The 16731-nt window shown below is 72.0% G+C and carries 21 protein-coding genes; 13 read left to right on the top strand and 8 right to left on the bottom strand.

All coding sequences use genetic code 11. The features are described 5' to 3' along the window. Positions 1 to 26: 26 nt before the first annotated feature. Entirely contained in the window at positions 27 to 200 is a 174-nt protein-coding gene (locus ABZZ20_RS32535; RefSeq protein WP_356875864.1) for a CsbD family protein, read from the bottom strand. Between the two features lie 568 nt (positions 201 to 768). On the opposite strand from ABZZ20_RS32535, the gene ABZZ20_RS32530 reads away from it, so the two are divergent. The 8 genes from ABZZ20_RS32530 to ABZZ20_RS32495 all read left to right on the top strand — a co-directional run bounded on the left by ABZZ20_RS32530 (position 769) and on the right by ABZZ20_RS32495 (position 8073). Beyond that, positions 769 to 1293, top strand: coding sequence for a 2Fe-2S iron-sulfur cluster-binding protein (locus ABZZ20_RS32530; RefSeq protein ID WP_356875899.1), 525 nt, complete (start codon positions 769 to 771; stop codon positions 1291 to 1293). After that, complete coding sequence (locus tag ABZZ20_RS32525) at positions 1290 to 2297, top strand: xanthine dehydrogenase family protein subunit M (protein WP_356875862.1); 1008 nt, start codon at positions 1290 to 1292, stop codon at positions 2295 to 2297. The genes ABZZ20_RS32530 and ABZZ20_RS32525 overlap by 4 nt, the downstream gene beginning before the upstream one ends. Positions 2298 to 2337: 40 nt before the next feature. Continuing rightward, a complete protein-coding gene (locus tag ABZZ20_RS32520) occupies positions 2338 to 4473 on the top strand; it encodes a xanthine dehydrogenase family protein molybdopterin-binding subunit (protein WP_356875860.1) in 2136 nt (711 codons plus the stop codon). Between the two features lie 586 nt (positions 4474 to 5059). Next, positions 5060 to 5419 (top strand): hypothetical protein, encoded by a 360-nt coding sequence (locus ABZZ20_RS32515; RefSeq protein WP_356875858.1) that lies wholly within the window; start codon positions 5060 to 5062, stop codon positions 5417 to 5419. A gap of 100 nt (positions 5420 to 5519) precedes the next feature. Beyond that, positions 5520 to 5900 carry a hypothetical protein gene (locus ABZZ20_RS32510; RefSeq protein WP_356875856.1) on the top strand — a complete coding sequence of 127 codons (381 nt, stop codon included), beginning with the start codon at positions 5520 to 5522 and terminating at the stop codon, positions 5898 to 5900. 55 nt (positions 5901 to 5955) lie between these two features. Continuing rightward, positions 5956 to 6828, top strand: coding sequence for a hypothetical protein (locus ABZZ20_RS32505; protein ID WP_356875854.1), 873 nt, complete (start codon positions 5956 to 5958; stop codon positions 6826 to 6828). Between the two features lie 507 nt (positions 6829 to 7335). Beyond that, positions 7336 to 7779, top strand: a complete 444-nt coding sequence (locus tag ABZZ20_RS32500) for a flavin reductase family protein (protein ID WP_356875897.1) — start codon at positions 7336 to 7338, stop codon at positions 7777 to 7779. A 138-nt stretch (positions 7780 to 7917) separates the two neighbouring features. Further along, positions 7918 to 8073: a DUF6131 family protein gene (locus tag ABZZ20_RS32495; RefSeq protein WP_356875852.1), complete on the top strand. Its 156-nt coding sequence runs from the start codon at positions 7918 to 7920 to the stop codon at positions 8071 to 8073. A 244-nt stretch (positions 8074 to 8317) separates the two neighbouring features. On the opposite strand, the gene ABZZ20_RS32490 is transcribed toward ABZZ20_RS32495, so the two are convergent. The 5 genes from ABZZ20_RS32490 to ABZZ20_RS32470 all read right to left on the bottom strand — a co-directional run bounded on the left by ABZZ20_RS32490 (position 8318) and on the right by ABZZ20_RS32470 (position 11680). Further along, the gene (locus tag ABZZ20_RS32490; RefSeq protein WP_356875850.1) at positions 8318 to 8530 is read right to left on the bottom strand and encodes a hypothetical protein; all 213 of its coding nucleotides are present in this window, start codon (positions 8528 to 8530) and stop codon (positions 8318 to 8320) included. 318 nt (positions 8531 to 8848) lie between these two features. Beyond that, positions 8849 to 10054, bottom strand: coding sequence for an aromatic acid exporter family protein (locus ABZZ20_RS32485; protein WP_356875848.1), 1206 nt, complete (start codon positions 10052 to 10054; stop codon positions 8849 to 8851). Between the two features lie 82 nt (positions 10055 to 10136). Then, positions 10137 to 10451, bottom strand: a complete 315-nt coding sequence (locus ABZZ20_RS32480) for a hypothetical protein (RefSeq protein WP_356875846.1) — start codon at positions 10449 to 10451, stop codon at positions 10137 to 10139. Positions 10452 to 10566: 115 nt separating this feature from the next. After that, positions 10567 to 11304 carry a VOC family protein gene (locus ABZZ20_RS32475; protein ID WP_356875895.1) on the bottom strand — a complete coding sequence of 246 codons (738 nt, stop codon included), beginning with the start codon at positions 11302 to 11304 and terminating at the stop codon, positions 10567 to 10569. 172 nt (positions 11305 to 11476) lie between these two features. Further along, entirely contained in the window at positions 11477 to 11680 is a 204-nt protein-coding gene (locus ABZZ20_RS32470) for a hypothetical protein (protein WP_356875844.1), read from the bottom strand. Between the two features lie 177 nt (positions 11681 to 11857). Here ABZZ20_RS32470 and ABZZ20_RS32465 point away from each other — a divergent pair, with 177 nt between their 5' ends. Continuing rightward, positions 11858 to 12061 carry a type II toxin-antitoxin system VapB family antitoxin gene (locus ABZZ20_RS32465; protein ID WP_356875842.1) on the top strand — a complete coding sequence of 68 codons (204 nt, stop codon included), beginning with the start codon at positions 11858 to 11860 and terminating at the stop codon, positions 12059 to 12061. A gap of 52 nt (positions 12062 to 12113) precedes the next feature. Here ABZZ20_RS32465 and ABZZ20_RS32460 read toward each other — a convergent pair whose 3' ends face one another. Next, the gene (locus ABZZ20_RS32460; protein ID WP_356875840.1) at positions 12114 to 13613 is read right to left on the bottom strand and encodes a cellulose binding domain-containing protein; all 1500 of its coding nucleotides are present in this window, start codon (positions 13611 to 13613) and stop codon (positions 12114 to 12116) included. 273 nt (positions 13614 to 13886) lie between these two features. Here ABZZ20_RS32460 and ABZZ20_RS32455 point away from each other — a divergent pair, with 273 nt between their 5' ends. Continuing rightward, on the top strand, positions 13887 to 14453 hold the full coding sequence (locus tag ABZZ20_RS32455) for a DM13 domain-containing protein (protein ID WP_356875838.1): 567 nt from the start codon (positions 13887 to 13889) through the stop codon (positions 14451 to 14453). Between the two features lie 325 nt (positions 14454 to 14778). Next, positions 14779 to 15171 (top strand): hypothetical protein, encoded by a 393-nt coding sequence (locus ABZZ20_RS32450; protein ID WP_356875836.1) that lies wholly within the window; start codon positions 14779 to 14781, stop codon positions 15169 to 15171. A gap of 25 nt (positions 15172 to 15196) precedes the next feature. Here ABZZ20_RS32450 and ABZZ20_RS32445 read toward each other — a convergent pair whose 3' ends face one another. Continuing rightward, positions 15197 to 15727, bottom strand: coding sequence for a DoxX family protein (locus tag ABZZ20_RS32445; RefSeq protein WP_356875834.1), 531 nt, complete (start codon positions 15725 to 15727; stop codon positions 15197 to 15199). Positions 15728 to 15878: 151 nt separating this feature from the next. Between ABZZ20_RS32445 and ABZZ20_RS32440 the strand changes: the two genes are divergently transcribed. Both ABZZ20_RS32440 and ABZZ20_RS32435 read left to right on the top strand, forming a co-directional pair. Further along, positions 15879 to 16325 carry a Rieske (2Fe-2S) protein gene (locus tag ABZZ20_RS32440; RefSeq protein ID WP_356875832.1) on the top strand — a complete coding sequence of 149 codons (447 nt, stop codon included), beginning with the start codon at positions 15879 to 15881 and terminating at the stop codon, positions 16323 to 16325. Between the two features lie 213 nt (positions 16326 to 16538). After that, the gene (locus ABZZ20_RS32435) at positions 16539 to 16676 is read left to right on the top strand and encodes a hypothetical protein (RefSeq protein WP_356875831.1); all 138 of its coding nucleotides are present in this window, start codon (positions 16539 to 16541) and stop codon (positions 16674 to 16676) included. The last annotated feature ends 55 nt before the right edge of the window (positions 16677 to 16731 follow it).

The raw sequence follows: 16731 nt of genomic DNA, 5'->3' as shown, positions 1-16731 counted from the left end.
GAGGCGGGACGTCACGACCCGGGTGGTCAGTCCTTGAAGGTGTCCTTGATCTTCTCCTTGGCCTGACGGGCGTCGCCCTTGGCCTGCTCGGCGCGGCCCTCGGCGGTCAGCCGTTCGTTGCCGACGGCCCTGCCGGTCGTCTCCTTGAGCTTGCCCTTGACCTGCTCGCCCTTGGCCTTGGCCTTCTGTTCGCCAGACATCGCGATCTCCGTAGGGAGGGAACTGCGGACGTCCAGGCGTCTGTCCCGTCAGGGCCGCCGTAAACGTACCGATCCCGCACACCGCTTCGACTCCCGCCGCCGAGGAGGCCCGCCCGCGCGTCCGCTGCACCGCCCGAGCCGTACCGGAACCCGTCCCCGTCCCACGTGCCCTGCGGTGCGTGACTGCCGCGGCCCTGACCCTGGCCAACCGGAACGCCAGTCCAGGGGCTCCCGCTCCGCCGGCGGCGATCAGCCGGTCGGCCGGCCGTCCGCCCGCGGACCTGCGGGCGGAAGGAGCCTGCCGGTCGCCCGTGCGGATGCCGGAGCGCTCGGGATGAAGCAGGCTGGACATCCGGCGGGGCCTGCCGTCCCGCACCGGATGCGGAGGGAGCCAGCCGTGGCACGCGGAACCGACCCGTGGGGCGACGCCGATGCCGGAGCCGACGGTGGAGCTGGAGCTGGAGCTGGAGCTGGAGCTGGAGCTGGAGCTGGAAGCGGTGCCGGAGCCGGACCGGAAGCCGACTTCGAGGTCGGCCCCCCGGCCGCGCCCGTCGCCTCCCGCGTCACGCTGCGCGTCAACGGCACGGAGCACGTCCTGAGCCTGGACCACCGTGTCACCCTCCTCGACGCCCTACGCGAACACCTGGAGCTGACGGGGTCGAAGAAGGGCTGCGACCACGGCCAGTGCGGCGCCTGCACCGTGCTCGTCGACGGGCGGCGGGCCAACAGCTGCCTGCTCCTCGCCGTCGCCCAGGACGGTGCGGACATCACTACCGTGGAGGGGCTCGCCGACACCGCGGGCAGTGGACTGCACCCGCTCCAAGAGGCCTTCCTCGCGCAGGACGCGTACCAGTGCGGGTTCTGCACCCCCGGTCAGCTCTGCTCCGCCATCGGGGCCGTCCAGGAGGCGGCTGCCGGGCATCCCTCCCATGCCACCGCCGCGCACGCACTGGCCTGCGACGGTCCCGTCCCGCTGACGGCCGAGGAAGTGCGGGAACGGCTCAGCGGCAACCTGTGTCGCTGCGGTGCCTACCCCGCGATCGTCGCGGCCGTCCTCGCGACCGCGACCGCCCACGAGGACGTGACCGAGTGAAACCCTTCGCCTACGTACGGGCCGCAGGCCTCCACGAGGCGGTGACCGCCCACGCGGGCCGCCCGGGCTCCCGCTACCTGGGAGGCGGCACGAACCTCGTGGACCTCATGAAACTCGGCGTCGAAAGTCCGACGACGCTCGTGGACCTCTCCCGCCTGCCGTTGGACGAGGTCGAAGAGCTGCCCGGAGGAGGGCTGCGCATCGGAGCCACCGTCCGGGGCAGCGACGTGGCCGCGCACCCCCTCGTACGGGCCCGCTACCCGGTGCTCTCCCAGGCGCTGCTCGCCGGCGCGTCTGGGCAGCTCCGCAACGTCGCCACCACCGGCGGCAACCTCGTGCAGCGCACCCGCTGCCCCGCCTTCCAGGACGTGTCCAAGCCCTGCAACAAGCGCGCACCCGGCACGGGCTGCGGCGCCCGCGACGGCGTGCACCGGGACCACGCGGTACTCGGTTACTCCGCGCACTGCATCGCCACCCACCCCTCGGACATGGCCGTCGCACTGGCGGCGCTCGACGCCGACGTCGAGCTGTACGGGTTCCAGGGCGCCCGGACGGTGGCGGTCACCGAGTTCCACCGACTGCCCGGGGACCATCCCGAGCGGGACACCGTCATCCGCCCCGAGGAGATCGTCACCGCGGTCCTGCTGCCCCCGGTCGATCCCGGGGCCGCCTCCCTCTACCGCAAAGCCCGCGACCGGGCCTCGTACGCCTTCGCGCTGGCCTCGGTGGCCGCGGTCCTCGCCCTCGAAGACGGGGTCGTACGGCACGTCTCCCTCGCCTTCGGCGGCCTCGCCCACCGGCCGTGGCGGGCCACGCGGGCCGAGGAGCGGCTCACGGGCGCCCGCCCCACCCCGGATGCCGTACGGCAGGCCGTCGAGGCGGAGCTGAGCCGGGCCCGGCCACTGCGCGACAACGCCTTCAAGGTCCCCCTCGCCCACAACCTCGCCTGCGACGTGCTGGGCACGCTCGCCCGCGGTGCAGAAGGAGGCACACGTACCCCCTGACCGCCAGCAGACGAGCACCGACCCGAATGAGGAAGCGCGCATGGGCCCCCACACCGCACTCGGCACCCCCTCCGTCCGTACCGAGGGCAGGGAGAAGGTCACCGGTGCCGCCCGCTACGCCACCGACCGCACCCCGCCCGGCTGCGCCTACGCCTGGCCGGTGCCCGCCACGGTGGCCCGCGGACGCGTCACCGGCGTGGAGGCGGGCGTCGCCCTGTCCCGGCCCGGTGTGTACGCGGTCCTGACCCCCTACAACGCGCCACGCCTCGGCCCGGCGGACGACCCCACCCTGCGGCTGCTGCAAGACCTGCACGTCCCCCATCGCGGCTGGTACGTGGCACTGGCCCTCGCCGACACGCTGGAAGGCGCGCGGCTCGCCGCCCGCGAGGTGCGGGTCTCGTACGCGGCCGAGCCGCACGACGTCGTCGTCGCCACCGACCATCCCGGGCTCTACCAGCCCGAGCTGGCCAACGGCGGACACCCCGCCCACCGTGAACAGGGTGACGCGGACGAGGCGTTCGCCGCCGCGGCGGTACGGGTCGACTGCCGCTACACCGTGCCGCCGCTGCACAACCACCCCATGGAACCGCATGCGGCCACCGCCGTATGGGACGCCGAGCGCGGCCATTTGACGGTGCACGACTCCAGCCAGGGCGCGGGACCGGTCCGGACCGCGCTGGCCTCGCTGTTCGAACTGTCGGAGGAGCAGATCACCGTCGTCTCCGAACACGTGGGCGGCGGCTTCGGCTGCAAGGGCACGCCCCGCCCCCACGTGGTACTGGCCGCCATGGCGGCGCGCCACACGGGACGTCCCGTCAAACTCGCCCTGCCGCGAAGGCACCTGCCCACGACCGTCGGTCACCGGGCGCCCACCCTGCACCGGGTGCGGCTGGGGGCCCGCCCCGACGGCACCCTCACCTCGCTGTCGCACGAGGTCACCACCCACACCTCCCGGGTGCTGGAGTTCGTCGAGCAGGCAGCCGTCCCCGGTCGCGTCATGTACGCCGCCCCGGCCAGCCGCACCACCCACCGGGTCGTTCCGCTGGACGTGCCGACACCGTCCTGGATGCGCGCCCCGGGAGAGGCCCCCGGCATGTACGCCCTGGAATCCGCCATGGACGAACTGGCCGACGCCCTCGGCATGGACCCCGTCGAACTGCGCATCCGCAACGAGCCCGCGGCCGAACCCGACAGCGGCCGACCCTTCAGTAGCCGGCACCTCGTGGAATGCCTGCGGGACGGCGCCGCCCGGTTCGGCTGGGCCGAGCGCCGTACGCCGCGCCGGGACGGGCCGCTCCTCGGCGGAACCGGCGTGGCCGCCGCCACCTATCCCGTGTTCGTCGCCCCCTCCACGGCCCGGGCCCACGCCCGCCCCGACGGCAGCCACCTCGTCGAGATCAACGCCACCGACATCGGGACCGGCGCACGCACCGTCCTGGGGCAGGTGGCCGCCGACGCCCTCGGGGTCCCGCCCGCCGCCGTGGAGGTGGTCATCGGCCACACCGACCTGCCCCGCGCCTCCCTCGCCGGCGGCTCCTGCGGCACGGCCTCGTGGGGCTGGGCGGTCCACGACGCCTGCACCGCCCTGGCCACCCTCCTGTCACGCCACCACGGCCCGCTGCCGCCCGAGGGGCTGTCCGCCTCCGCGGACACCACCCCGTCGGCGAAGCAGAAGTCCCCGTACGCGCGCCACGCGTTCGGTGCGCACTTCGCCGACGTCGAGGTCGACACGGTCACCGGCGAGGTACGGGTGCGCCGTCTCCTCGGCGTCTTCGCGGCCGGCCGCATCCTGAACCCGCTGACCGCACGGTCCCAGTTCACCGGGGCCATGGTGATGGGCCTCGGCATGGCATTGACCGAGTACAGCACCGTGGATCCGGCCTTCGGTGACTTCGCCGAAACCGACCTGGCCGGTTACCACGTGCCCGTACAGGCCGACGTGCCCGCCATCGAGGCGTACTGGATCGACGAACACGACAAGCACCTCAACCCGATGGGAAGCAAGGGCATCGGTGAGATCGGCATCGTCGGGACGGCGGCGGCGATCGGCAACGCGTTCTGCCATGCGACCGGACGGCGCCTGCGCGACCTCCCGCTCACACCGGACCGGGTGCTGCGCGTGCTCAGCGAGCCCGCCGCACCGGCCGGGGCACCTCGCGACGCGGGGCACCGGTAAGGGCGGGAACGCCGGGACGGGCGGGAGGGACGGTGCGGGAAGGCAGTGGGAATACGACGGTGCCGGTGACGGCTGTCGACGGGTGCGGACCGCGCCCCGCCCCCTCAAGCGCGAGGAGCCGGTCGTGGTCCAACTCTCCCCGCCCGGTGCGAAACCGCCCCGGGGCGTCGGGCGTCGGGCGTCGTGCACTGCTGCTGGGCACGGCCCTCTGGTGCGCCGCCGGTGCGGCGGGCTGCGGGCGCACGACGCCGCAGCCCACATTCAGCCCGCCCGCTTCCGAGCCGCGCGAGCCTTCGGGCCCCGCCTCCGCCGCGCCCGCCACGCGTCCCGTACGCAGCCCTGGGCTCCCTCCCGCGCCCGCATGGCAGCCGGGACCGGGCGAGATCCAGCCGGCGGCCAAACGGGCCGCCGTACGCGTGGTCGAGGCGCTCGGGACCTGGCCGGCGGGCCGGGGCGGCTCGCGCAACGCCGCCCGGCGCGTCGCGGCCCTGGGCATCGCAGAGCCCCGCGCCAGCAGGATTGCCGCCGAAGCGGGGCCGCTGACCCCCTCGGCGGACCAAGCGGTCCTCCGGGTGATCGACGCCCAGTGGACGTCCGCAGCGGCGCCGTGCACGAGAGCGTGTTGCGCGCCATGCTCCGGCTCGCAGACACCTACCGCATGTCGGTCAGCGTCGTCCGGTCGGGACACCCCCTGAACGTGTTCGGCACCGGCCGACGGAGCGACCACCCCGCCGGCAGGGCCTTCGACATCTGGCGGATCGACGGTCATCCCGTCGTCGACCCGGCCACCCCGCGCAGCCTGATCACCGCGTTCATGCGATCGGCCGCAGCTGCGGGCTCGTACAACATCGGAGGCCCGGTCCACCTATCGGGCGGCGCCACGGCGAACCGGTTCTTCTCCGACGACACGCATCACGACCACGTGCACATCGGCTTCTCCACCTGACGCTGCGCCACGGCCCGCCGCGGCCCCCGGCAGAGAGGTCGGGACCGGCACGGGCCGTACCGGCTCCGCGCCCGGGCGGATGCTTGTAGCATCCTTGCCCATGTCGAAGCCTGACGACCTGCTCGTTGCCATCGCTGCCGCGGTGGAGTCGCAGCAGACCAACCAGATGTCGCTGACCGTCCTGGTCCAGGGCGCGGTGATCACCGGCCGCCTCGCTCCCGAAAGCGCATGGCGCCGACGGGTGGCCGAGGTCCTGGCGGATTCGGACCGGCTCGGTCCGTTCGCGAGCCTCTTCATGGACGCCGAACAAACGGGGGCCTCACCCCGCAGCGCCCCGCAGACCCCTTCCTACCTGCACTTCCACGTAGCCAGGATCCTCCAGGGCACCGTGGGCATCCCCGAGACCGGCGGGATGTACCGAATCGCGATCAAGGACGTCAGCGCCTGGACGATGGGCGACTTCAGCTACTCCGAGCCCTGACGGGCGGGACCCGGGCGGGGTCGCCCCGGCCGCCACGGCAGCTCATGGTGGAGTGGTGGACATCGACGAGGTGACCCGGGAGCTGTACGGGCTGCGGCCGGACGAGTTCACCGCAGCCCGTGACGAGCGCGCAGCCCTGGCCCGCGCATCGGTCGACCCGGCCGCCGCGAAGGCGATCAAGGCACTGCGCAGACCGGCCCTGGCGGCCTGGTGCTCGAACCTACTGGTCCGGCACAGACCGACCGAGACCGCGGAACTTCTGCGTCTGGGCCGGGCCCTGCGCGACGCTCAGCGCACCCTTGTGGCGGACCGGCTGCGGGAGCTGTCCCACCATCAGCACGTCGTGATCTCGGCCATGGCCAGGGATGCCCGCGGGCTGGCCGGTGAGTCCGGGCATCCCGTCTCGGAAGCCGTCCAGCACGAGGTCGAACAGATCCTGCACGCCGTGCTGGCCGATCCCGCGACGGCCGAGGAATGGGCCGGAGGGCGGATGGTGAAGGTTCCGGTGGTCCCTGCCGGGTTCGGAGTCGAGCCGGCCCCCGGCAGCAGGCCCCTGTCGGCCCGACCGGCCCGCGCCGCACCCGCGAAGACGCCCCGCTCCGCGGCGGGGCACCGCGGAGAGCTCGACCGCGCCCGTGCCACGGCCGACGCGGCCCGGGAGGAGGCACGCAGGAGTCAGGGCGTACTGCGCCGGGCCGCGGCGGAGCTCCAGCACGAGCAGGACCGCCTTCGGCGGGCCGAGGCGCGCGTCACCGACCTCAGGAATCACCTCGACCGGGCGGAAGCCGACCTGCGGCGGGCGCGCTCGGCGTGGGAAACGGCCTTCGACCGGAAGGGAGAGTCCGACGTGGCTGCACGAGGAGCACAGGAGGCCGCCGATGCGGCGGAGGCGGCGCTCGACTTCCTGGAGAGCCACGCCCCCGGATGAGTGGGGCGGCCTGGCCGGGGTAGTCCCACCGTGGGTGGAACCTCCGACGAAATTCGAACATGCGTACGCGTGGGTGGATCGAGGTGCGCGATGCAGCAGGACAGGAAGATCGGCCGCGGTGCCGCCGTTGAGAACCAGATGCATCGTGGTGGCATCGCCGACGAGCACGGCCGCGAGCCGGGAGCCCCCTCCCGCGTCGGCACGGGTTCGCCCGGGCCGCAGGCCCCACATCTGCGGGACGTCGAGGCGGAGGCATCCGACGACGGCCGGACCGCTGAGGGTCGGCCCTCCCCTGGGGGAGCAGGCGGTTGACCGGCGGGCCGATCAGCGCGAGCGCGCCGCGCTCCGTGACCGGAGGAGGGTATTGGTGAACCGATCCTCAAGCACGGCCGTGGCGGGTGCGCCCCGTCGAGGCGGGACGCGCGCCGCCGCTCCGCCGGAAGACCGGGAGGTGCGCTCGTGACGAAGACGCGATTGGATCCGTTCACCGACGTACTCGACGGCCCGATGTACGTCGTCACCGTGGAGGCCGCGGGCGAGCGGGCGGGCTGCTTGGTGGGATTCGCCTCGCAGTGCTCGATCCGTCCGCCGCGCTTCATGGTGTGGCTGTCCAAGCTCAACCACACGTTCGACGTCGCCCGCAGTGCCTCGCACCTCGCCGTGCACGTGCTCGGCCGCGACCAGCGGGCGCTGGCGGAGCTGTTCGGCGGTGAGACGGGTGAACGCGTGGATAAGTTCGCACAGGTCGCCTGGCGGCACAGCAGCGACGGCAGTCCCGTGCTCACCGGTGCGTGCGCCTGGTTCGTGGGCGGCATCGAGGGTCAGGTCCAGGGCGGCGATCACGTGGGCTTCCTCCTGGCGCCGACCGAACAGTCCCCGCCGCTCGACTGCAGGCCCGCTCTGCTGCGCTACAGCGACGTCAAGGACCTCGAACCCGGTCACCCGGCCTGATGCGGAGGCGGACGCAAGCGCGCACGCGTTCGCGGCGGTCCCTCCATTTGGTAGCTCCGAGCAGGCATGAAATGCGACACGGATGGTAGACGCAGGACGTCCTGGTGCACGAGAGCGCCGGGGCACTTGGAGGTATTCGTGATTATCCTCGGAGTGATCCTGCTGATCATCGGATTCGTCTTCGGAATATCCATTCTGTGGACGATAGGTCTGATCCTCGTCATCGTGGGCCTGATCCTTTGGGTGCTCGGTGCCCTCGGGCACGCGGTGGGAGGCCGTAGGCATTACTGGTGACGGTGCTCGGTGTGCCAGCAGGCCCGCCGCCCGTCGACCGAACTGCTCCCCGTCGGTTTCGTCCTCGTTCCCCGTACAGGTGCCCCTCCTTCGGCCGGCTCTGCCGGCCGAAGGAGGGGCACGCGGGCGACGTCCGCCTTGTGCGGCCCGCCCGGCCCGCCCGACCCCATCGCGTGTCGAGCCGTCAGAGGCAGTGCCCGCGGCCCGTTCGCACTGCCCGGCGTCCGGGGCCGATCCGCTCGACTCAGGTCCGGGTGCGGGTCTCGTCGACCACGGGCAAGGCCGCAGCCCGGCGCCGCTTGAGGACGCTGGCGTACACGGCGAGCCCCAAGAGGCCCGTCATCATCATGATCACCCCGACCACGTCGAGATTCACCGACTCCATCTCCCAGTCGCTCGCGAAGGTGAGGATGGCCCCCACCACGATCAGCGCGATGCAACCACCTATGCCTGCCATGGGAGTCGCCTCCAAATCCGGGTTGTATGAACGCGCGGGTACCCGCGGTGCCGCGCACCAAACAGGCCGCGCCGCTGGGCCATTGGGATGAGCGGCGGCATGCCGCCGGCACCGGACGGCGTTTTCCGAGGCACTGTCGATCACGGGCCGCGCCGAGATCGGCCGGCCGTGGTACGTGCCACGCGACGGGAGAAGCGGGTGCGGCATCGGAACGCGCAGACGGTGATGGTCGCAGCCGCCCCGGGGGATCGGGCTGTTGCTGCAGGCGACCCTTGTGGCGGCGGCGGAACCGGCGGCGCAGCCGGGCCGGGACCCGCCCTACCGGTCGTCGGACGAGCGGATGCGCCACAGCCGCTGGAGTTTCGGGTACCGGATGTGCTGGAGGCGCGCATGGCGGTCCAGTTCCTCCACGAGCCGCTCCGAGCGCTTCTCCACCCCCAGTTCGTCCAGGACCCGGTCGGCCTCCGCGAGCAGCGCTCCGTAGAGCTGCCACGATCCGGGCCGTGAGCGCGCCTCCTCCTGCAGAAGGAGTGCGGCCCGCTCGCGGCTGACCCACGCTGCGGCCAGCTCCTGCGTCAGCCGTTCCTCCGCCTCCTCCGCGCTCGCCGAGATCTGGGCGGTGATCAGTACGGCGAAACTCTCGACCGCGATCGCCATGTGACCGAACAGCTCCCGCAGCGCCGTTGCGACGTCGTCCGGAAAGAGCGAGCCGTCCGTCCGGGTCCTGGCCAGGTCGGTCAGCGTGCGGCAGCAGACCCGCAGGACCACGGCGCAGATCTCCAGCGTGTCCAGCCCGGTACGCAGGACCAGCCGGAAGAGGAGTCCTTCCTTCACTCGGGGGTTGAGACGCAGGCTGTCCTCGGCCTGTCGCAGGGCCGAGTCCACCTGAGCGATGTCGTTGTCCAGACGCCGGGCCTCGTGCAGCCGCGCCGCCGCCTTCTCCACGGGGGTGTGCTCCGCCAGCTCCTGGCCGAGGTGATCCATCAGGTCGCGCATGCGACCGGCCAACGAGGTGATCGCCTCGCTCGCGGGCGCCACCCACACGGGAGGTGCGAGGAAGACGTTGAACAGGAGGCCCACGACCGCGCCGATCAACGTTTCCAGTACGCGGTCCCAGGCCGTCGCCGCCACCTGGGTCACCCCGAGCACGAGCATCGCGCTGATCGCCACCTCGGGCACGAACTCGTCGACCCGCACGAGGTGGCCGACGACGAGCGAGGTGAGAATGACCAGGCCCAGGCTCCACCACGTGAGGCCGACGAGCGCACTGAAACCGATCGCGACCAGGACGCCCGCGACGACCGAATTGACGCGGCGGATCGCGGTGGTGAGCGTGGTGTAGAGGGTCACCTGCACGACGAGCAGCGCCGTGAGGGGCGCCGTCAGGGGTGCCGGTTCACTGCTCAACCAGAGGGCGACGACGTAGGACACCACCGCGGCTGCCGTCGATCGGAACATCTGTACGGCGACGGGCTCCCGACGGCGGCGGACGAGGGATCGTACGGTAACGATGACTTCCGGCATACGTGCCAGCCTTCCCCGGCTCAGCTGCACCACGCGTCACATGGGTGGATGCGCCACCTCAGGCCGTCACCACCGAGCCCTACTAGTCGGACTCGCTGGCGAGTTCCAGGGCGAGGGCCTGCAGGATCTCCTCGGTCGACGTCTCCGGCTCCGTCGCGTCATGGGCGTCCGCAACGGCCTCGAAGGCCAGCACGAAGCCGGTGATCAGGGCGCTCCAGGGGCCGGACAGCTGGTCCAGCAGCGCACGCCCGATCTCGGCCGGTTCGGCCCCCGCGGGCACGAGGAACTCCGACGGCGTCACCTCGCCGAGCAGCGCGGACACGTAGTCCGCGTCCACTCCGCTCCGCAGGCCCGTCAGCACCGCGATGGCCTTGAGCTTGATCTCGTTCTCGGTCACCCGGCGAGACTAGGGGAGACAGGCGCCGGGGACGGCGGGCATGCCGTGCAACGGGCCGTGCGTCGCACGAGGAGACCACTGTCGGCGGGCCGCGGCGCACGCCCAGGAGGGCCCGTCAACGGAGCGTGGTCCGGCTCGTGACGATGGTGAAGAGGGCGCCGTCGGGGTCGCTCAGACTGATCGAGCGGTCCGTGGTGGAGGTGCGGACGGGTGAGGTGGTCCAGCCGCCGAGGCGGGTGGCGGTCTCCACGGCGGCTTCCAGGTCGGGCACGCCGAAGTGGACGTGCCAGCGTGGTCGGACCTGCGGGTCCGGGGCCTCCTCCACGGCTCCGCCGCTGATCCGGGCGACGGTTTTGTGTCCGCGGCGGATGACGACGTGGCCGTGCTCGTAGGAGACGTCGCAGCACTTGGGGCGCTCGCAGGCCCAGTCGAGGACCTCTCCGTAGAACACCGCAGCGGCGAACGCGTCACGGGTATGCAATTCGAGCCACACGGCGGCGCCGCCGGGCCGGGCCGTCCAATCGGGAATCACCTCGCCCTGCCAGAACCCGAAGACCGCCCCGTCGGGGTCGGCCGCGAGCGCGGCGCGCCCGGTCCCGAAGGCCAGCGGGCCCACTGCCATCGTGGCGCCGCGCTCGCGCACCCGGGAGGCGGTGACATCCGCGTCGTCCACGGCGAAGTACGGCGTCCACGCCACCGGGATGCCCAGGCGCTGGGCCAACGCACCGATGCCGGCGACCGGGATTCCCTCGCGCATCGCGACGGAGAATCCCTCCCCGAGGCGGGTCGGGCGGAACGTCCAGCCCAGCACCGCACCGTAGAAGGCCTGCGCAGAGTCGAGATCGCGGGCCATCAGGCTGACCCAGCAGGGCGCGCCGAACACTTCGTGGCTTGACGTCGACACTGTCACCGATCTCCCTCGTCTCATACCCGGTGAGCTTCCGACCGGAGCGCCTCGCCGGCGCCGGCGAGGCGCCGGAGCGGTGTCGGTCTCCGGCCGGACCGCCGTGTGCGTGGCCGGGCTCTTACGCGCGCAGGGTGCCGTCCGGGACGTTCTCCTGTATGAGGCGCTGGAATTCGGTGATGCAGGGCAGGCAGTGCTGTTCGGTGTCCGTGGTGTGAGACGGCTGGAGGGGCAGCCCGCAGAGCGTCTCGGGACGGTCGTGGGCGACGACGTGCCACACGAGGCCCGTTCCGGTAGCGGCAGTACCGACGTGCATTTCGTACATGGCGTTCTCCGTACGGATGGGTGGACAGCATGTGTGTCAACGCAATCAGCACGGGCGGGCCGGTGCTCGTCGGGCGGGGCCGTCCGGGTGACGGGCACGCGGGGTTCCGATGGCTCGAACGCCGTGTGTGCCGAGGCCCGGACGGCTAGAGTCGGGGCCCGACGAGGGGGTGTGTTCGTGGCCAAGGTCAACATCGGTCTTGATGCCGAACTGGTGGTGGAAGTGATGGTTCTGGCCGGGATCGGATCCCCCCAGGACGCCGTCGAGGCGGTGGTGCGCGACTACATCGCGCGCGGCCACCGCACCGAGGCGCGCACCGAGCTCAAGGACCAGATGCTCCGCGAGGTGAACGCCAGACCTCAGGATCCTCAAGGGGCCTAGCTGTATTGCCCCGGAAGGGTTCACCGGCCCGCAAACCCTTCCGGCCACAGCACTAGCCGCGGGCGGCGAAGGCCTTCGTGAAGGCCAGCGGTTCCTGGACGATGGACGAGCACGTCGCGTCGGCGACGTTCTTCGCGCCTCCCGGGCACTGCCGGTCACGGGCGCCGGACCACATCGCGAGCCAGCCGAGTCCCTTGGAGCGGGCGAAGTCGACGAGCTGCGTGGCGTCGTCCACCTTGAAGACCTCGCTGGCCACGTCGTTGACACCGATCATCGGCGTCACGGCCACGGTCTTCCACGCAGCCGCGTCGGTCAGACCCAGGACGCCCTTGATCTGTGCCTGCGTCGCGGTGGCCGCCTGGATCGCGTAGCCACCCATGTCGCCGCTGTACGCGGGACCGTAGTCCATCGCCATGATGTTGACGGCGGAGACGGCCACTCCGTTCTGCCGGGCGTTGGCGATCAGATCGACGCCGGGCTGGGTGAGCCCCTCGGGCATCACCGGGAGGGTGAACGAGACGTCGAGCCCGGGATGGGACTTCTGCAGTTGTGCGATGGCCTGCGCGCGACGGGTGTTCGCCGCGGCGTCGGGCAGGGCGGCGCCCTCGATGTCGAAGTCCACCTTGGTCAGCCCGTACGTGTCCACGACCTTGCCGTACGCGGCGGCGAGGGATGTGGGGGAGGTGCACACCAGGCCCAGCTCGGAGCCGGCCGCCCCACCGAACGACACCCGGACGTCGCCGCCCTTGGCCCGCAGGGCGGTGATCTGCGAGGCGACCCGGTCCGATTCGAGGGTCGTGACACCGCCCCAGAGCGGAGAGCAGCCGCCGCCGGAGGTGATGAAGGCGAGGTTGAACTCCTTCACCCCGGTCTTGGCCGCGGTGTCCAGGAGGTCGAAGGTCGGGTAGAGCGAGGTGTCCACGTACGGGGCGAACCCGGCGGGCGCGGTGGTGCCACCGCCCGGGGGACGGGTGGGCGTCGGCTGCGCGGTGGCCGTGGCGGTGGGCGCGGTCGTCGGCTTGGCGGTGGGTGAGGCGGAAGCCGTCGGCGCAGAGGTGGGCGGGGTGGTGGGCGGTGTGCTGGGCCGGCCGCTGGGCTGGGGCGTGGAACCCGTGGCTGGGGAGCACTTCGCCTTGTTGATGAGACAGCCGGTCGGGCTTCCTGCGGTCCCGCTCGTGGTGGTGACGAATCCGACGGTGACCGAGGCGCCGGCTGAGAGTCCGGCCGTGTCCCACCGAGGCGGCTTTACCGTCACGTGCTGCCCGTTGACGGTGTGTTCACCGTTCCAGAGGGAAGAGACGGTCGTACCGGCGGGCAGGTCGAACTCCAGGGTCCAGTCCTTGAGCGTCCCGCCGCTGTGGTTGGTGATGACGTACTGACCGGTGTAGCCGGTGCTCCAGCTGCTCGCCTTGGTGAAGGCCGCGCCGACGGAGGCCGCCTGGGCCGTACCCGTGAGGGCGAGGGCGGTGCCCCCGACGGCGGCGGCGACGGCCAGCGCCGCAGCCGCCTTCACCTTGACGCTCGTCGTACGACGGTGGGAAGTGCCAGCCATGAGGACCTGCCTCTGTGCGGGGATGAGGATCGAGCAGCACGCTAGCGACCGGAAAACGGACAAACGTGCGCTTCGGGCGTCATCCGCGAGATCTTGAGGCTGGCTTAAGGAACGGATCGGGGAGGGTTAATGGCCAATGGTGCGGCCGAGGGTGAGCTCGCGCGCATGACGGGCCGGCCGTCGACGTAAGACTTTCGTCATCCGAGCGCTCTGGTGTGCGGTCGCCCCGTCCGCATTGAATGCAGGAGAACGAACCGACGAAGAGGGGCTGCCATGACGAGGACGGGAATGCGTCGGCGTGGCCGGCGGCTGCTGACCGGAGTACTGATCTCGGCGACGTTGGTGCTGGGCGCAGGGCTGTACTGGTTCCAGCCGTGGAAGCTCTGGCAGGACGACACCGTCAACGAGGCACTGCCGACCGTCTCCACCGCCCCGGTGCCCCGTCCCTCAGCGACGGCACCCGCCGCGCCCGCCTCCCCGTCAGGGCCGCAGGTCCTGGCCCAAGGAGCGCTGATCAGCCACGAACACAGCACCACGGGCACGGTAAAGCTCATCCGGCTGCCCGACGGCTCCCGTACGCTCCGGCTGGAGGACCTGGACACCAGCAGCGGCCCCGACCTGCGCCTGTGGTTGACCGATGCGCCGGTCAAGGAAGGCAAGGACGGCTGGTTCGTCTTCGACGACGGCGCGCACGTCAGCCTGGGCAAGTTGAAGGGGAACAAGGGCGACCAGAACTACGAGGTCCCGGCGGACGTGAACCTCTCCGACTACACGAGCGTCACCATCTGGTGCGACCGCTTCAACGTGTCCTTCGGTGCGGCGGCCCTGCGCACCACCTGATCGCCGTCCGACTGCCGAATCCGCCAACTCCGCCGACTTCGCCCATTTCAACGAGGGTTGCGGGGTTCCGGGTGCCCCGCCCCCGCCCGGTGAAGGCCGAGGAAGTCCTCCCCCGGCCCCTACGGGTGCCCCGGGAGCCGCAGCGTCCCGGCGCGGTCGGCCGCCGGCGACCGGCACAGGAGGAAGGGCCTTTCGGAGAGCCCGCTCGTGCGCGTAGCGTGGCTGCATGACTACGACGCCGGCTGAAGCGGGCGGGCCGAAGGCACCGCCGTCCCACTGGCCGAGGACGCCCTCGCCGCACACTCCGGACCGTGCACGGCCGCGCATGCAGATCCGTAACCGGCAGACCGCGGGCCTGACGTTCCGCGCGGACCAGTGGGCCGCCAAGAAGGCAGCCGCCCAGGCGACGGCCACGGTCCGGCTCTGGGGGTACGCGCACCTCGACGAACCGGACCTCGATGCGGCCGTACGGCGACTCGTCGAGGCCGCGGTCGCCGATGGCGGCAGGAGGATCAGCGTCCACCTTGCCGACCAGGACCACCGCGTCCTCGTCGTCGTCCTCAGTCACGTCACCGGTCCCGCACCCGACGACGCCGTCCTCACCGAACTCGCCGCCCTGCGCACCGTCGTCAGCTGCGGTAGCGACGCAGCAACGGACGGGCGCCGGGTATGGGCCCTGCTCGACGCCGAGCCCCGCCGCACCCCACCTCCGCAGTGAACGCCGCCTCGAGGCAATCAGACTCCTAGGACCGGACGGCGGTGGCCGGAATCCGGTGGGCTCTCGCCCGCACCGGCGCGGATCCGCGCCGCCGGCGGTGCAGCAGCGCGTCGAGGGACAGGACGGGGGCGCCGGCGAGGATGAGCGGGGTCCAGGCCATCAGGTAGGCAAGGTCGTTGCCGTAGTAGTACGGAGCGGTCGGCCAGCTGACGGTCAGCCACAGGCTGAGCGAGATCAGGGCGCCGCCGAGGGCCGCGACCCGGGTCAGCAGGCCCGCCATGGCGCCGAGCCCGACGGCCAGCTCGCCGAGGGCCATCGCGGTGCCGAAGGCCACCGGGTCGTGCGAGGAGAGTTCGATCAGCCCGGGCAGTGCGGCGGAGTCCCGTACGGCCTCCATCTGTTGCCCGATCGAACCGTCTCCGGTGGCGGATAGGAACGCCGCGTCGGTCAGCTTGTCCAGCCCGGCGTAGAGGAAGGTGATGCCGAGGAAGAGGCGCAGCGGCAGGAGGGCGTATTCGGCCGCTCGGGTCCGCAGGTTTGAGGATGTCGTGGTCACGTCTTGCACACGGCGGAACCCCGGCGGCGGTTCGGCCGAAAAATCGCGGATGCAGGTGGTGAACCGACCGGAGGCGCCCGTCGTGTGTGTGCTGAGACCGGAGAGACAAGGGATGCTCCGGTCCACTACCGGGACCAGAAGGAGATACGGCATGGGCGACACCACGCGCCGGCGCACGGTTCTCGCGGCGGGCGCCGCCACGCTGGCGGGCACCGTCCTGAGCGGCTGCGGCAGCGATGGCTATGACGACGCGGCGGCTGGCAAGGAGCAGAACACGACCCCGGCCGCGGGCGATGGCGGTGGCGGTGGCGGGCAGGCGCTCGCCCAGACCTCGGAGATCCCGGTCGGCGGCGGCAAGGTGTTCAAGGACCAGAAGGTGGTGGTCACGCAGCCGGCAGCAGGCGAGTTCAAGGCCTTCTCGGCGACCTGCACGCACCAGGGCTGCTCGGTCGCGACGGTGACGGGCGGGAACATCGTCTGCCCCTGTCACCAGAGCCTGTTCAAGATCGCTGACGGCTCGGTCGCCGGAGGCCCTGCCCCCCGTCCGCTGGCGGCGGCGAAGATTGCGGTGGAGGGCGGCAAGATCTCCCTCGCCTGAACCGATCCGCCGCGAGGGAACGCGGGCTGCTGCCGCCCCGCCGTCGTCCTGGCCCGGTCGGGCCGGATGGCGCGGCGCCGGGGCGGCGGGGCTCCCGCGTCCGCCCTGCCGGGCCCGTAGCGTGTTCCCCCCAACGGCACGCGCGGCAGTCGGCCGGGGCCGGCACCGGGTCCCCGTCCCGTCGCGTTCCCATCGGACGCCGTCGTCGAATCGGTGGACGAAGGCGTCGTGGCGCTCCGGCTGGCCTCGGACGTCCTCCTCGTCGACTGGGGCGGCGCCGAGGTTCCGGTGCCCGGAGAACGGATCCGGTTCGCCGTACGGCTGGCCGAGTTGTACCCGTACGCGCTCTAGCCGTCGGGGAACCGAAGGCCGTGGCCGGCTACACGACGGGGCGAGGGGACGAGGG

Source organism: Streptomyces sp. NPDC006430 (assembly GCF_040612395.1).
In the GTDB taxonomy this organism is placed as follows: Bacteria; Actinomycetota; Actinomycetes; order Streptomycetales; family Streptomycetaceae; genus Streptomyces.
Note: the sequence above shows the minus strand (reverse complement) of the source record. Positions and strands in the feature narration are given on the sequence as shown.

Bases quoted from the DNA above. Each gene is read 5' to 3' on its own strand.
- ABZZ20_RS32500 (WP_356875897.1), top strand. From the start codon at position 7,336: ATGTACGTCGTCACCGTGGAGGCCGCGGGCGAGCGGGCGGGCTGCTTG.
- ABZZ20_RS32490 (WP_356875850.1), bottom strand. From the start codon at position 8,530: ATGGCAGGCATAGGTGGTTGCATCGCGCTGATCGTGGTGGGGGCCATC.
- ABZZ20_RS32475 (WP_356875895.1), bottom strand. From the start codon at position 11,304: ATGGCCCGCGATCTCGACTCTGCGCAGGCCTTCTACGGTGCGGTGCTG.
- ABZZ20_RS32440 (WP_356875832.1), top strand. From the start codon at position 15,879: ATGGGCGACACCACGCGCCGGCGCACGGTTCTCGCGGCGGGCGCCGCC.
- ABZZ20_RS32520 (WP_356875860.1), top strand. From the start codon at position 2,338: ATGGGCCCCCACACCGCACTCGGCACCCCCTCCGTCCGTACCGAGGGC.
- ABZZ20_RS32485 (WP_356875848.1), bottom strand. From the start codon at position 10,054: ATGCCGGAAGTCATCGTTACCGTACGATCCCTCGTCCGCCGCCGTCGG.
- ABZZ20_RS32450 (WP_356875836.1), top strand. From the start codon at position 14,779: ATGCAGATCCGTAACCGGCAGACCGCGGGCCTGACGTTCCGCGCGGAC.
- ABZZ20_RS32510 (WP_356875856.1), top strand. From the start codon at position 5,520: ATGTCGAAGCCTGACGACCTGCTCGTTGCCATCGCTGCCGCGGTGGAG.
- ABZZ20_RS32455 (WP_356875838.1), top strand. From the start codon at position 13,887: ATGACGAGGACGGGAATGCGTCGGCGTGGCCGGCGGCTGCTGACCGGA.
- ABZZ20_RS32460 (WP_356875840.1), bottom strand. From the start codon at position 13,613: ATGGCTGGCACTTCCCACCGTCGTACGACGAGCGTCAAGGTGAAGGCG.
- ABZZ20_RS32470 (WP_356875844.1), bottom strand. From the start codon at position 11,680: ATGTACGAAATGCACGTCGGTACTGCCGCTACCGGAACGGGCCTCGTG.
- ABZZ20_RS32535 (WP_356875864.1), bottom strand. From the start codon at position 200: ATGTCTGGCGAACAGAAGGCCAAGGCCAAGGGCGAGCAGGTCAAGGGC.